This window comes from Pontibacter aydingkolensis (assembly GCF_019443125.1).
Taxonomy (GTDB): Bacteria; Bacteroidota; Bacteroidia; order Cytophagales; family Hymenobacteraceae; genus Pontibacter; species Pontibacter aydingkolensis.
Map to the genome: position 1 here is coordinate 69,940 of NZ_JAHYXK010000001.1, position 14,851 is coordinate 84,790.

Genomic DNA, 14,851 nt, shown 5'->3' on the forward strand with positions numbered 1-14,851 from the left:
GTCAGTTTATACTCTTATACTTTTGGTGATGTTGATTAACCCATCCCTAACCCCTCTTGGGAACAGTGCTGACTTTATACTTTTTCAAGGGCAGTCATTCATCAATTAACAACTAACCGTTAATGATGTATCGTAGCAGTACCTGCTCCACGCGGAATACGGATATCCTCCACCAGGTCCTGAATACGTGCTGGGGGCGCTGGTGTGAACCGTGATATGGTAAAAGATACAATAAAATTAAGTATCATACCAAGGGTGCCTATACCTTCCGGAGAGATGTTCAAAAACCAGTTCTCAGAAGTGTTTATCTCCGGGTTTACGAATTTGAAGTATGAGATATAGCTGATAGTGAACACCATACCTACTACCATTCCCCAAATGGCTCCCTGTTTGTTCATACGGGTAGAGAAAATGCCCATAATGATAACCGGGAAGAATGACGCAGCTGCCAGACCGAAGGCAAAAGCTACCACCTCAGCCACAAAGCCCGGAGGATTGATACCAAAGTAACCTGCAATTACGACGGCAATAGTTGCTGCGATGCGTGCGGCAATCAGTTCCTGCTTTTCAGATATAGCTGGCATCACAGATTTTTTAAGCAAATCGTGGGCTATAGACGTAGAGATTACCAGCAACAGACCTGCCGCAGTAGAAAGCGCTGCTGCCAGGCCACCTGCCGCTACCAGAGCAATTACCCAGTTAGGCAGTCTCGCAATCTCCGGGTTAGCCAGTACCATAATGTCTTTGTCGATCATCAACTCATTTCTGGCCGGATCTTTTACATACTGTACACGTCCGTCGCCATTCTTATCATCAATACCGATCAGCTTTGTCTGTTGCCAGTTGTTAACCCATTGTGGCATAGAATCGATGGGCTTGTTTACGGTAGTGTTCAGCATATTGTACATACCAAAAGCGCCTACCGCAGGAGCTGTAGTATAAAGTATGGCAATAAACACCAGCGCATAACCCGCCGACTTACGAGCATCTTTAACCCTAGGCACGGTAAAGAATCTAACAATAACATGCGGCAAACCAGCCGTACCCACCATAAGGGCAGCCGTGATAAAGAACACATCAATAGTTGCTTTGCTGCCATCCGTATAAGCGGCAAACCCAAGTTCCGTCAGCAGGCCATCCAATTTATCCAGCAGGTAAGTACCATCCTGTAAAGTGCCGCCTAAACCTAACTGTGGAATCGGGTTGCCTGTCAGCATCATAGAGATAAAAATAGCTGGTACCATGTAAGCGAAGATCAACACGCAGTACTGTGCCACCTGGGTATAAGTAATGCCTTTCATACCACCCAACACAGCATAAAACAACACGATGATCATACCAATGACTACACCTGTACCGATCTGCACCTCCAGGAAACGGGAGAACACAATACCTACCCCACGCATCTGTCCGGCAACATAGGTAAAAGAGATAAAGATAGCACATACCACTGCCACCAGACGCGCAGTTTTAGAGTAGTAGCGATCGCCAACAAAATCGGGTACAGTAAACTTACCGAATTTGCGCAGGTACGGGGCCAAGAGCAACGCCAGCAGCACGTAACCTCCGGTCCAGCCCATCAGGTAAACAGAGCCGTCGTAGCCCATAAAGGAGATTAGGCCTGCCATAGAGATAAAGGACGCAGCAGACATCCAGTCGGCGGCTGTGGCCATACCATTTGCCAGGGGGCTTACGCTACCACCTGCTACGTAAAATTCTTTTGTAGAGCCTGCCCGAGACCAAATGGCGATACCGATGTAAAGGGCAAATGTCAGGCCTACAATAATGTAAGTCCAGGTTAAGATATCCATTGCTTTATACTTTTAAACTCACTCCTGGCCTATTCTTCATTTACATCATACTCCCTGTCCAGCCTGTTCATCAGCCAGACATAGATAAAAATGATCAGCACAAAAAAGTAGATGGAACCCTGCTGTGCAAACCAGAAGCCCAGTTTAAAGCCACCCAACCTGATCTGGTTAAGTTGGTCTACAAGCAGGATACCGAATACATAGGATACTGCAAACCAAAGCCCCAGCAAGATGAGAAGGATGCGCACATTGCGTTGCCAGTATTCGTGCATTTTTGCTCTGTTATTTTCCATTGGGATTAGTTGATGTATACTTAGTTAATTTTAGAGACACCTATGCTTTGCATTCGATAGCAGGTAAAGCCGGATCAAAAGCTGAAAATGTGAGAATTTCAGACTCTCAGTTATAGTAAGTTAGCACAACTAGAGCAAACTAGCAATAAATCAAACCTGTTGCAGCTTAATCCTTTTGGCATACACAAAAAAAGCCCGGCCATAGTAGCCAGGCTATACTTGGTTTAACATTTTCATACTTTACTGCTACATATCCCTGACAGAAACCAGCACTTCGTTATACTTATGCGTGTTTTGAAGAAAAGCTAAAATCTTTTTGCCTACCACTTCCGGTGAGGCAAGTTCGCCGTTGGCTTTGTAATCGCGGAAGCGTTGAACGTTGCTGAAGCGCTCTGCATCGCTCTCTCTTATGTGCTCCTGCATACCCGTATCCACCACACCCGGCGACAACGCATATACTTTTACACCTGAGCCGCGTACGTTCTGCTCCTGCTGTATGGTTTGCGAAAACATATCCAATGCTGCTTTGGAGGCGCAGTAACCGGCCCAGCCATCAATCGGATATTTGCCCGCGCCAGAGCTAATATTCACGATCACTTTCTCGCAGGATACCTGGCGGTATGCTTCCAGAAAGGTATTCATCAACATGGCTGGCACAATCACATTCACATCAAACACAAACTCAAACCGCTCGTTCGGCATTCCCTCTCCTACGTAGCCAATATCGCCCAGCACACCGGCATTGTTTATCAGTACTAACCGATCGGCATCTTTGTAGGGCAGAAACACCTTTTGCAGGTTGTGCTCTACAGCTTCAATATCAGAAAAGTCGAGGGGTTGGTAGCGATAATTCGGGTGCTTTATACTATTGGTGCGCGATACGCCCACCACATGGTTATTCTCGTCTTTCAAAAGTTCTTCGGCTATCGCTTTTCCTATGCCTTTGCTGGCTCCGGTGATGATGTAGTAGTTCACAGCTTTTTGAGTTAGAGAGTTTAGGAATTAGAAAGTTTGGGAGTTATGAGGTACGGAAATAGTGGAAGGAAAGGTTTTGGCTATCTCCAAAGTATAAAATATCCTCCAAAACAAAAAGCTGGTGCCCCTGCCTTTGCAGAAGCACCAGCTTTAAAGTATGGTCTGAAGTATAAACAAGCAGGCGAGTCTGGAGACTCGAACATACCCTACATCACCGGTTGGATACCGGCTCCAGGTGTGCATCTTACGCGAATCTGGAGATTCGCTTTTATACTTTGACACGGAAGTAACTTCCGCGCCAGTTTATATTTTAAATCCTCTAACTCTCTAACTTAAAGAATATACTGGCTCAGGTCGCGGTTTTTCACCATATCTGACAGACGTTCCTGCACCATGGCGCGGTCTACTAAAATGCGTGCATTAGCACCGATCTTATCCGGTACATCAAAAAGTATGTCGTTCAGTAGTTGGCTCATAACCGTTTGCAGACGGCGGGCTCCTATGTTTTCTACTTCGCTATTTACTTCAAAGGCAATAGAAGCTATTTCATCCAGGGCCTCGTCGTTAAAGCTAAGCTCTACATCTTCTGCTCCTAAAAGTGCTTCATACTGCTTTGTAAGTGCATTTTTCGGGAATTTCAGGATCTGGTAGAAATCGTCTTTTGTCAGGCTGTCCAGCTCCACGCGAATCGGGAAACGACCCTGCAACTCGGGTATCAGATCGGATGGCTTGGCCACGTGGAACGCACCGGCTGCAATAAACAGAATATGATCGGTGTTGATGATGCCATACTTTGTGTTTACTGTTGAGCCCTCTACAATTGGAAGCAGGTCACGCTGCACACCTTCGCGGCTCACATCTGGTCCGCCGCCGCCTTTCTTGCTCGAACTGGCAACTTTGTCTATCTCATCTATAAAGATGATGCCGGAGTTCTCTGCCTTGAAGATTGCCTCCTCCTTTACCTCATCCATATCAATCAGCTTAGATGCTTCTTCTTCGAGCAGAATTTTACGGGCCTCAGCAATGGTAACTTTGCGCTTCTTGGTTTTCTTAGGCATCATGCCTGAGATCATCTCCTGGATGTTCATCATGGAGGCCTCGTCCATACCCGGTCCTAAACCACCTATGCCTGGCATAGCGCTTTGCTGCACACGTATCTCTATTTTGCGGTCCTCTAGTTCACCGTTTCTGATCTTTTCTCTGAATTTTTCGCGGGTACGCTCGTTCAGTTCGTAATCTGTTTCAGGCATCGCGTTTGGGTCGGAGCTAAGATTTACCGGGGAGTTGTTGCGCCCCTGGATAGGTGGAATAAGCGCGTCTAGTATAATATCCTCCACTAACTCAGCGGCTTTCTGCTTCACCTCTTCTTTTTTCTTCTGCTTTACCAGGTTTACAGACTGCTCTACCAGGTCGCGGACCATACTTTCTACGTCGCGGCCAACATAACCTACTTCTGTAAATTTAGATGCTTCTACTTTAGTAAAAGGTGCATCAGCAATTTTAGCCAGACGGCGTGCAATTTCTGTTTTACCTACACCGGTTGCACCGATCATCAGGATATTGTTCGGCACAATGTCCGACTGTATGTCTTTATCGGCATTCATACGGCGCCAGCGGTTGCGTAGCGCAATAGCCACGTTACGCTTTGCGTCGCGTTGCCCAATGATATATTTATCCAGCTCTGCTACAATCTGAGCCGGTGTTAAGTGTTCTATCGAATCTAACATGTTAGTATAATTTGAAAATGTACTACAGTACGTTACAGGCACCGTAGCTTATACGTTATAAACTGTTTTTCTTTTTTAGAATTGTGCTGGTATTGGTGCTTACCGTTACATAATGTGTAGCGCCGGAAGGATGAAAGAAGGCGTTGCTGTAGTTAAGTTCAAAGGCCCGGACACGCAACATGGCTCCCATCGAAAAACCTGCTCCGCCACCGCCGTTATCCAGGCGAAGCTCTTTGCGGCGCAGGTGGTTGTAGCCGGCTCTCAGGTTAAAGTTTTTACTGAACACGAACTCAGCACCTGCTACAAAATGACGTGCAATTTTATCGCCTAACTGCTTTTCTTCTTTAACCTCGTTGCCGTTCTCGTCGAGCTGGCCTGGTGCGTTGGGGTCTAAATATACGATATCGAACTGGTAAAGCTTATGTGCAGTAACAGAAAGGCGGACCGGCATGTGCTCTGGTTTATAGCTTACACCTAGTTGGGCATCCCAGGGCATGAGTTGGCGCTCTCCGTCATCAAAAGGCTTAACCTGGTAGCCTACATTTTTAAACGCCAGGCCAACAGTAAAATCTTTTTCAGGGTGATTAAACGTTACACCGGCATCGCCAAGTATACCCACTGCTTTGTTACCCGCCATGCTTGATACCGCTACTTTTGCTGTTGCACCTATCGTAAAGGCGTCTGCCTGCCGGGCATGGGTAATGCCCAACGTATAGTCGTTTACATTAAAAGTGCCTTCCTCTAAACCAGTAGCGTCGCGCTGTACAAAATCTCCATAGTTCAGGTAATTTATACTTGCAGCCCAGCGGCCATACTTTGTGGTGTTAAAGGCATAGGCCAGGTTGCTCTGTTTGATGTCTGCCAGATAACCCACATAACTCAGGCTAAACTGATTATCCATTTCAGTATTAAGTAAGCCCGGGTTAGCCGAAACCATATTTACATCGTGACCACCAGCCGTAACATTTACGCCACCTAAAGCAGCTTGCTTAGCATTGCTCGGCAACTCGAGAAAAGTAAAACCACGCTGCCCTCCTACCTGTGCCTGCGCCGTAAACGCAAAGCTCAGCAGTATGCAAAGTATAAGGGCAAGGGTCCTGTTCACGTTAACAATTTTGAATGAGTGTATGAGTGAATTAGTGAATGTTTTAAAATGAGCGCATCATTGTTGTCATTTCGAATATTCTTGAGGCGTGAGCCGAAGAGAGCCAGCGTAGCTGAGAGAAATCTGGAATATTTTGTATCTGTAAAAAACTTCAGATCTCTCACTAGCGTTCGAAATGACAGATATTAGCTACTCATTCGCAACTTTCTCCTCAGTTACCACCAGTTTCAACGGGTGCTTTACTTTTTCTTTCAGCAGCGAAATTTTCACCACCTCGTCCACACGGTCTACATAGTGTATGTGCAGGCCTTTGATATATTGGTCCGGAATCTCGGTAATGTCTTTTTTATTTTTCTGGCTAAGTATAATGTCGGTGATGCCGGCACGCTTGGCAGCCAGGATCTTTTCTTTAATACCACCTACAGGCAACACCTTACCACGCAGCGTAATTTCACCGGTCATAGCCAAACGCGCCTTTACTTTGCGTTGCGTAAACACAGAGGCAATAGAGGTAAAGATGGCAATACCAGCCGATGGGCCGTCTTTTGGCACAGCTCCCTCAGGGAAGTGAATGTGCAGGTCGTACTGGTCGAACAGGCGGTAATCGATGTTAAGCAGCTCTGCGTGTGCTTTTAAGTAGGATATGGCTGTCATAGCAGACTCCTTCATCACATCTCCTAACTGCCCAGATAATGTAAGTTTGCCCTTGCCCTTGCTAAGTATGGATTCGATGAAAAGTATATCGCCGCCTACCGATGTCCAGGCCAAACCGGTAACTACACCAGCAGTATCAATATCCTGGTAAATTTCTTTGTCGAATATCTCTGGACCGAGACGCTTGGCTACATCTTCCGGCTTAATGGATTTTGCATACTCCTCCTCCATGGCCTTTAGCTTTGCCGTGTGGCGTACCAGCTGGCCAATTTTACGCTCCAGGTTACGCACCCCAGACTCACGGGTGTAATCCTCGATTATTTTTTGGATAGTAGCCTTTGATACTTTTGCATCTGCTTCTGTAAGGCCGTGCTCTGCGATCTGCTTTGGTAGCAGGTGGCGCTTGGCAATCTCGGTCTTCTCTTCCATCGTATAACCCGTCAGCTCAATGATCTCCATTCGGTCGCGCAGGGCTGGCTGTATGGTATCAAGGGAATTGGCGGTGGCAATAAACAACACTTTAGAGAGGTCATACTCCACATCCAGGTAGTTGTCCATAAAGGTGCTGTTCTGTTCCGGGTCCAGTACTTCCAGTAAGGCAGAAGACGGGTCGCCACGAAAATCTGAGGCAATCTTATCTACCTCGTCCAGTATGATCACCGGGTTAGAGGAGCCTACTTTTTTAATCTGGTTGATGATTTTGCCTGGCATGGCACCCACGTAGGTACGGCGGTGACCACGAATCTCGGCCTCGTCGCGCACACCACCCAATGACATCCTGACATACTTACGCCCTAGCGACTCTGCTATAGACCTGCCCAGGGAAGTTTTACCAACACCCGGAGGTCCGTACAAGCAAAGTATAGGCGCCTTCATGTCGTTCTTCAGCTTAAGCACAGCCAGGTACTCCAGAATACGCTCCTTTACTTTCTCCAAGCCATAATGGTCTGCATCGAGTATCTTTTTAGTGCGCTTCAGGTTAAAGTTGTCTTTGGTGTACTCGTTCCAGGGAAGGTCCAGCAAAAACTCCAGGTAGTTTACTGCCACCGGGTATTCTGCTGCCTGCGAGTTTAAGCGGGCAAGCTTATCTATTTCTTTTTTAAAGTGTTGCGCCACAGGCTCAGGCCATTTCTTTTTGGCGGCACGTTCTCTGAAACGCTCAATTTCCTGATCCGGTCCCTCCTGGCCAAGTTCGTCCTGAAGTACTTTAATCTGCTGGCGTAAAAAGTAATCGCGCTGTTGCTGATCCAGGTCGGTGTGCACTTTGGTATGGATTTCCTGCTTTAGCTCCAGCAACTGTATTTCACGCAGCATCATCTCCAGCAGTTGTGTGCCGCGCTCTACGCCGTCGTTCACTTCAAGCAAAGCCTGCTTCTGGGCTACATCCACGTTCAGGTTACTAGACAGGAAATGCGTTAAAAAGCCAGGATTGTCTATGTTATCCAAGGCCACCTGTGCCTCCTGCGGAATCTCAGGGTTTAGCTTAAGCATTTTGGCGGCAGCATCTTTCAGCGATTGCACCAGCGCTTTTACCTTCTTGTTTTTCTTATCGAGCGGCGTTTCGGTGCAAGCTGTAACCTTGGCTGTAAGAAAAGGATCCTCTGAAGTTACTTCTTCAATCTTAAAGCGGCTGTGGCCCTGAATGATGATGGTTGTGTTACCATCCGGTAATACTAACATCTTCAATATCTTGGCCATGGTACCAACCTCAAACAGGTCTTCGGCGGTTGGGTCGTCGCTGTTGGAGTTCTTCTGGGCAACAACGCCAATTATTTTATCACCTTTATGTGCTCTGCGCACAAGTTTAACCGATTTTTTGCGGCTAACGGTAATGGGCAGCACCACCCCCGGAAACAATACAGTATTACGAACCGCCAGTATTGGAAGCTCATCAGGGAGGGTATCGGTAGGAATATCATCTTCGGCCTCTGCAGTAATGATCGGGATCAATTCCACTTCGTCGTCGTCGGATATATTACTTAGTAAAAGATTCTGTAAGAAGTTATTTAACGTATAGTTCATATAGAGTTCAATGCCATAATGACAGAAATAAAGCCTCCAAAGCTTAATTTCTGGGTTTTTATATACTTGTCAAGACCTGTGCCATAGTACTGCACTATGCTTATTTGTCTTATCCTATTGCGTGCGCAGTGCGAAATTACAGCTAATATGCTTCTGTAAACAGTAATCATCACAAAAGTATAATTCAAAAATGATATCTTTGAGCACGAGGATAAATCTACTTTAATGCGGCTAAAATCCCTGCTTATATTATTAATTACAACACTGTTGTTGGCACCCCTGCTAAGCCATGGGCAGTTACAGCACATCCCGCTGGATAGCACAAGCGGGCTTAAGATCAGTAAACAGGCTCCTAACCCGGAAGTTCATCTCAACTTCCCTAATATAAACAAAATAGCTTATTACCGCGACCAGAAAAAGCTTTCTGCCATTCAAAAACTAGAAAAAAGAAAGCAGTATGACCGCGTGTTGCCTTTACTGGAGAGCTATGTTACAAGTTTCGGTATTCAGAACTTTTACAAAGATACTTACCTGCTGTGGCGACTGGGGCAGCTTTTTGAACGCACAGGCAGAAAAGACGAGGCAAAAGAGCTTTACCGCCTGGTACTGAAGCACCACAGAACCGATGCCCGAGGCGTTTACTCTTACTACGACTCGCTGGAACAGAACACAAAGAACTACTACGTGCCGCTGGATTATTACTACGAACTGGTAGAGTATCGAAAGTCCATTGCCACCTTTAAGCCGCCTAAAGGAGTTTACCTGAACATGGGTAATTCCATCAACTCAACTTATGAGGACTATGGCCCGGCCATTAACAGCGAGAACGAGGTATTTATATTTACATCCAAGCGTAACCTGCAGGGCCTGAATGGACGCGCCAACGAAGATCTATACTTTTCGAAGTATAACGACGGCTATTGGGAAGACGCACAATCGTTTGGCAAACCTATAAACAGCATTTACAACGAAGGTTCTGCCTGCCTTAGCCGCGATGGTAAGACCTTATACTTTGCCCGCTGCGAATCGCCGGATGGTTATGGCAACTGCGACATTTACATAGCCAGAATGGGGGAAGACGGAAAGTGGGGCAACATAACAAACCTAGGCCCTAACGTAAACTCAAGCGCTTGGGACTCTCAGCCTACCCTCTCCAGAAACGAAGACACGTTATACTTTGCTTCTGACCGTTTAGGAGGCTTCGGACTATCTGACCTATACTTTACCTACAAAACCAAAAACGGCTGGGCTCCGGCACAAAACTTAGGCCCTACCATTAACACCCGCGAAAGCGAAGTGAGTCCCTTCTTCCACCCTAAGTACCAGGTACTATACTTTAGCTCGAGAGGGCAATTGTATAACTTCGGCGATTTCGACATTTACAAAACTTACAAAGTACAAGGGCACTGGCAGGAGCCGCGTAACATAGGACCACTGGTAAATGGCCGCGGCAGTGAATATTATTTTACCATTGACGCCGACTCCAGGAACCTGTACTATGCCCGCTCCGAAGCAGACGACCTACAAAACCTGGACCTGTTCTCCTTCCCGCTGCCAATGGAGGCGCACCCGCTGGCCGTTACCAAAGTACAAGGTATCTTAACAGACTCGTTAACCAATAAACCACTATCTGGCATCGTTTCTATCATAGACCTGGACAATGGCATCGAGGTATCCTCCAAATACCTGCGGCCAGACGGTTCTTTTGAGTTTGACCTGATAGATAACTCACGGTATATGCTGATGATACAAGGACCTGATTTTTTTACCATTGAGCGGGAAATTGCCTTGCAGCAGGATACATCTTTTCAGCTGATGACCACCCTAATCGATTACAGTATACCGATGGTATTTGAGAACATAGAGTTTGACCCGAATATGTCGGAGATAAAAGAGAACATGAAACCTATCCTGGATGATGTAGCCCTTTTCCTAATAGACCATCCAACCTTCAGGCTCGAAATTGCAGGCCACACCGACGGAGCCGGCGATAAGGATTTTAACCTGGTATTGTCGCAAAACCGTGCTGATGCCATCAGGCAGTACATTGAGAGCCGCGTAAACATGGTGCAGGGCCGGATTGATGCCATAGGGTACGGTAGCACAAAGCCGATTAAAGAAGAAAAGACCGCCGAAGACCGTAAAATTAACCGCCGTGTAGAGTTCAGGTTGATAAAGCCTGAGAAGCCGGAACGCGGTTTTAAATAAACAGCATGCCTTTTACTGCCGCGCATCCTGCCATCATACTTCCGTTAAAGTATAAATTCAGCCGCCTGTTCTCTACTACCGGGCTGGTAATTGGAAGTATAGCCCCTGATTTTGCGTATTTTCTTAGTCCACTTTTAACCACCAAAGTAAGCCATACTTTAAAAGGAGTTCTGTTATTTAATCTGCCGGTTACAATTATACTTGCCATACTTTTCCATGGGATTGTGCGTGAGCAGATCATCCGGTTTTTACCACCATTTTTAGAACGCAGAGCTTCTGTGGCTGCACATGCAATGTGGTTTACCTACCTGCGAAACAACTGGCATATCTTTCTTTTTTCCGCTCTTATCGGCATACTCTCACATTTGTTTTGGGACAGCTTTACCCATTACGCAGGCTTTTTTGTGCGCAACTTTGCCATACTTCGTAGACCAATAGATTTTTTCGGGTACGCACTGCCGCTTTGCCGATGGCTACAGCACTTTAGTACAATAGCAGGACTTATAGCCATTAGTCTCTTTGTAGCGAAGCTTCCGGTTTATACTTCTGTTCGCGGAAGAAAGTATGGCTGGGTATACTTTTGGCTGGCTGTTGTTGGGGCTGGGTTTGTGTTGCTACTGGTTACAAGACCCGAAGTGCGTAGTATAAACCAGATTGAAGTATGGGTGGTGCGATTTTTAAGCGGCTGTCTGCTGGCGGTTATTGTGCTAACGGCTTTTTTTAAACTGAGACAGAGGTAACTTAGAGTTAGAAAATAGGTTTACAGCTCAATATCCAACCACCCTTAACCCCTCCTTGTCTAAGGCTGGAAACTATGCCATTTCCTTATTAAAAGCGTTAGTGCTGTAGCTTGTGCTTAACCTCCCTTCTACCAAGATCCTTACAGGATGACAAAAGAGAGGCCTAGGAACTGTTCTGTAGGGACAGGTCGCGACCTGTCCGCCATTGGCTTTAACAATGAAACTTATACTTCAGAACCGGTAAAGGCAAGATTCCTCGCCTTAGACAAGGAGGGGTTAGGGGTGGTTGGGCTACTGGCGATTATAAAAAACGCAACAAGCCAGTTGTCTAAGTCAAACCTAAACTAAAAGCTAAACCTCTTCTGTTCTTCGCCGCGTTGCAGCAGGGCGCTTTCTGTTTTGCCTTTGTAGTTCAGGTTTACGACGTTCATCTGGTCGCTGAAGAGCTCGGTGAGCACGGCATTTTTAACGTACAGCTGCGCCAGCTTTGCATTCTTAACAGGCACTTCTACGTACATCCACACGGCGTCGGTTTCTGCTTCCGAGCCAAGCAAAGTATAGGTTAGTGGCTTACCTTTCGTTAATTCGAAGCTCAGTCTGGTTTGCAGGTAAGCATAGATCTGTTTTTGCTGCTCCGCTGATTTGCTATTGTAGGTAATTTTAGATTTAGAAAACTTAGACACAGCATCCTCCAGGTCATCAGTAAACACCTTAAGCGAGACCTCCAGGGCCTGAGTGCGTGGGTTATACTTTATATCCGTGATGCTGGTATGGAAATCGTGAGCCAGGGCAGGTAAAAAGGATGTTGCCACCAAGGCAAGCATCAAAAACAGGAATTTATACTTCATACTTATTTTCCGGATGGAGGCAGGTCAGATAGTACGCGTTTGGCCATAACCGGCATGTTATCGCTTACAATGCGCTGCACGTCGTTCATATTAGACTGATACGCAATCTTAACCTTATTGCCTGATACCAGCTCTCCTTTGCTGTTGTAGATGGAATAATGAACCATGAAATCACGCTCATAGTTCAGGGCGGCACGGTCCAGGCAGTTTTCATAGTTTGTTTTTACCTCAAACTGATTAATGAAAACGTAATAATCTATGCCGTACTGGTTGTTAAAATAGCTGAAAAAATTCGGGTCTTTTACGGCTACACCAAAGTGCTTGGAGGGGTCCTGGGCTACGGAAACAGGCTGTTCCTCCTTCTCAAGTCCTAACTTTTCTTTCTGCCGCTGCACCCAGTCCAGAGCTCCCCCGTTGTCATCCTTTACAACCGGCTGGCTATTATACTTTGATTGCTTATTGTCCTGGTAGCCGTAGCTTAGCGATTTGTACAAGCGGCTGAGTTCGCTCACGCTATCGCGGTACACGCCGCCCAGCAAATGGATAGTTTCGTATCCTTCCGGCGCTAACAAGGCATTTAGACGGCTACGGAAAACATGGCGTACGTTCTGCCGCGGTATCTTTGATTTATTGGCAATTTCATCGTCGGCATCTGAAAAGTATAAGTAGGGATCAAAAGGGATAATCATGACCCGGCTCTTGTCTTTATGCTCGGCAGTGCGTGGTGCAGCGGCAATAGCCGCAGATGTACTGGTAGCTGGTTTAGTAGTGGCAGGTGTGGCTTTAGCAGCCTTAGGAGCAGTTGTTTGTAGCTTTTGTTTAGCACCCAGAGCCATACTTTGGCGACTCAGGTACAACGTCTGCCCGATTTGTAGCGTGTTGTTGTTCCACTTCTGCAGCGAATCCAGGGGGATGTTAAAGCGGCGGGATAGGCTGTAGTACGTATCGCCTTGCTTAACCAGGTACACGCTATCGCCTTGTGCGGCAATAGCGTGCTGGTTTATACTTTGGGGCCAGGTTGCGGGGGCAGCCTCGGCGTTAATTAATGCAAATACTAAAAATAAGTTTGTTAGAGCATACGTCACAATGGCTTTCATAAGAGCGTCTTTGGTTAGAAGATTATCTTGAACACATCGTTAAATATAGCAAATGCCATTAAGCCTAACAATAAAACCATACCCACTTTTTGGGCATTTTCCAAAAAATTATCCGACGGTTTACGGCCGCTTATCATCTCGTAGGTTAAGAAAACCACATGGCCGCCATCCAGCGCCGGAATAGGCAGGAAGTTCATAAAGGCCAGCACCATAGATAACATGGCCGTAATACTCCAGAACTTGTACCAGCTAAATGTGTCGCCGAAGATCTGGGCAATGCCGATAGGGCCGCTCAGTGATTTAGAAGCCGATACCTCACCTCTGAATATCTTTCCAAAGCCCTTCAGGTTAGCTGTAATTACACCAAATGCCTGGTTTGTACCCAACGGAATAGACTCGCTTAAACTAAAATCGCGGGTGGCTGTCTGTAACAAGGGCTCAGCACGGAATCCAATCGTTCCGTCCTCATCTACATTAACCTTTAGTTTTACCAGCTTTTCGTTGCGCTCTACAGTCATGGAAACGGCCTTACCGGCGTTGTCTTTCAGTGCTTCCTGAAACTCATGGAAGAACTTCACACTCTCACTGTTAATCATCGTGATAAAGTCGCCGGCTTCCAGACCTGCTTTGGCAGCTGGACTACCTTTTACCACCTGACCTACTTTAAAGGGCGTGCGCGGCTCTACAAAAAAGACCGAGCTTTTATCGTCAGCCAACTTATCCATCAGGTCTACCGGTACTTTTAAGTCTACCAACTGGCCGTTGCGCTCTACGGTATAGTATGAGTTTCTGCCAAGCAAAGCTTCCATAGAACGGATATCTTCGAAGCGCTCCAGTTCTTTGCCATTTACGGCCACTACCTTATCGCCTGTCTGAAAACCAATATCCTGGCCTATTTCATTAGGCACAATTCCATACTTAACTTCAGAAATAGGCGTATACTGCTCGCCGTAGTTATAGGTAAGCGCAATGTAGATCACAATACCTGTGATCACGTTTACAATTATACCGCCCATCATCACGATCAGACGCTGCCAGGCTGGCTTGGCACGAAACTCCCATGGCTTTGGCTCCTCTTTCAGGGCTTCCGTATCCATCGACTCATCCACCATACCCGAGATCTTCACAAATCCGCCCAGCGGGATCATACCCAGCATGTATTCTGTTTCTCCGATCTTTTTACTAAATATCTTCGGTGGGAAACCTATGGCATACTTTTCTACGCGCATTCCAAACCACTTTGCCGTAAGCATGTGGCCCAGCTCATGCAATCCTACCAAAATTGTCAGGCCCAGAATGAGCTGACCAACCATTATTAAAATATCCATCAATAAAACTTATTCTTGTTGTATTCTGCGCCCGTAAGGCAAC

General features: G+C 46.4%; 12 protein-coding genes. 3 read left to right on the forward strand and 9 right to left on the reverse strand.

All coding sequences use genetic code 11. The features are described 5' to 3' along the window. Positions 1-119 precede the first annotated feature (119 nt). From K0O23_RS00310 to K0O23_RS00320, 3 genes are all read right to left on the reverse strand, one after another. A complete protein-coding gene (locus K0O23_RS00310) occupies positions 120-1,811 on the reverse strand; it encodes a sodium:solute symporter family protein (RefSeq protein WP_219875363.1) in 1,692 nt (563 codons plus the stop codon). 29 nt (positions 1,812-1,840) lie between these two features. Continuing rightward, entirely contained in the window at positions 1,841-2,104 is a 264-nt protein-coding gene (locus tag K0O23_RS00315; protein WP_219875365.1) for a DUF4212 domain-containing protein, read from the reverse strand. Positions 2,105-2,350: 246 nt separating this feature from the next. Then, a complete protein-coding gene (locus K0O23_RS00320) occupies positions 2,351-3,079 on the reverse strand; it encodes an SDR family NAD(P)-dependent oxidoreductase (protein ID WP_219875367.1) in 729 nt (242 codons plus the stop codon). A 45-nt stretch (positions 3,080-3,124) separates the two neighbouring features. On the opposite strand from K0O23_RS00320, the gene K0O23_RS00325 reads away from it, so the two are divergent. Further along, entirely contained in the window at positions 3,125-3,358 is a 234-nt protein-coding gene (locus tag K0O23_RS00325; RefSeq protein ID WP_219875369.1) for a hypothetical protein, read from the forward strand. Between the two features lie 53 nt (positions 3,359-3,411). Here the strand turns inward: K0O23_RS00325 and hslU are convergent, their stop codons facing one another. The 3 genes from hslU to lon all read right to left on the reverse strand — a co-directional run bounded on the left by hslU (position 3,412) and on the right by lon (position 8,587). Continuing rightward, positions 3,412-4,806: an ATP-dependent protease ATPase subunit HslU gene (gene hslU, locus K0O23_RS00330; RefSeq protein WP_219875371.1), complete on the reverse strand. Its 1,395-nt coding sequence runs from the start codon at positions 4,804-4,806 to the stop codon at positions 3,412-3,414. Positions 4,807-4,861: 55 nt separating this feature from the next. After that, positions 4,862-5,911, reverse strand: coding sequence for a type IX secretion system protein PorQ (gene porQ / locus K0O23_RS00335; protein ID WP_219875373.1), 1,050 nt, complete (start codon positions 5,909-5,911; stop codon positions 4,862-4,864). A 189-nt stretch (positions 5,912-6,100) separates the two neighbouring features. Further along, entirely contained in the window at positions 6,101-8,587 is a 2,487-nt protein-coding gene (gene lon, locus K0O23_RS00340) for an endopeptidase La (RefSeq protein ID WP_219875376.1), read from the reverse strand. A 270-nt stretch (positions 8,588-8,857) separates the two neighbouring features. Here lon and K0O23_RS00345 point away from each other — a divergent pair, with 270 nt between their 5' ends. Further along, complete coding sequence (locus K0O23_RS00345) at positions 8,858-10,795, forward strand: OmpA family protein (RefSeq protein WP_246596845.1); 1,938 nt, start codon at positions 8,858-8,860, stop codon at positions 10,793-10,795. Between the two features lie 5 nt (positions 10,796-10,800). Next, positions 10,801-11,535 (forward strand): DUF4184 family protein, encoded by a 735-nt coding sequence (locus K0O23_RS00350; RefSeq protein WP_219875380.1) that lies wholly within the window; start codon positions 10,801-10,803, stop codon positions 11,533-11,535. A gap of 344 nt (positions 11,536-11,879) precedes the next feature. Here K0O23_RS00350 and K0O23_RS00355 read toward each other — a convergent pair whose 3' ends face one another. Genes K0O23_RS00355 through rseP form a run of 3 tightly spaced genes read right to left on the reverse strand, consistent with a single transcriptional unit; the run spans position 11,880 to position 14,808 of the window. Then, the gene (locus tag K0O23_RS00355) at positions 11,880-12,383 is read right to left on the reverse strand and encodes a DUF6702 family protein (RefSeq protein ID WP_219875381.1); all 504 of its coding nucleotides are present in this window, start codon (positions 12,381-12,383) and stop codon (positions 11,880-11,882) included. Positions 12,384-12,385: 2 nt separating this feature from the next. Next, positions 12,386-13,480 (reverse strand): LysM peptidoglycan-binding domain-containing protein, encoded by a 1,095-nt coding sequence (locus K0O23_RS00360; protein WP_219875382.1) that lies wholly within the window; start codon positions 13,478-13,480, stop codon positions 12,386-12,388. A 14-nt stretch (positions 13,481-13,494) separates the two neighbouring features. Continuing rightward, a complete protein-coding gene (gene rseP / locus K0O23_RS00365; RefSeq protein ID WP_219875386.1) occupies positions 13,495-14,808 on the reverse strand; it encodes an RIP metalloprotease RseP in 1,314 nt (437 codons plus the stop codon). Positions 14,809-14,851: the final 43 nt, after the last annotated feature.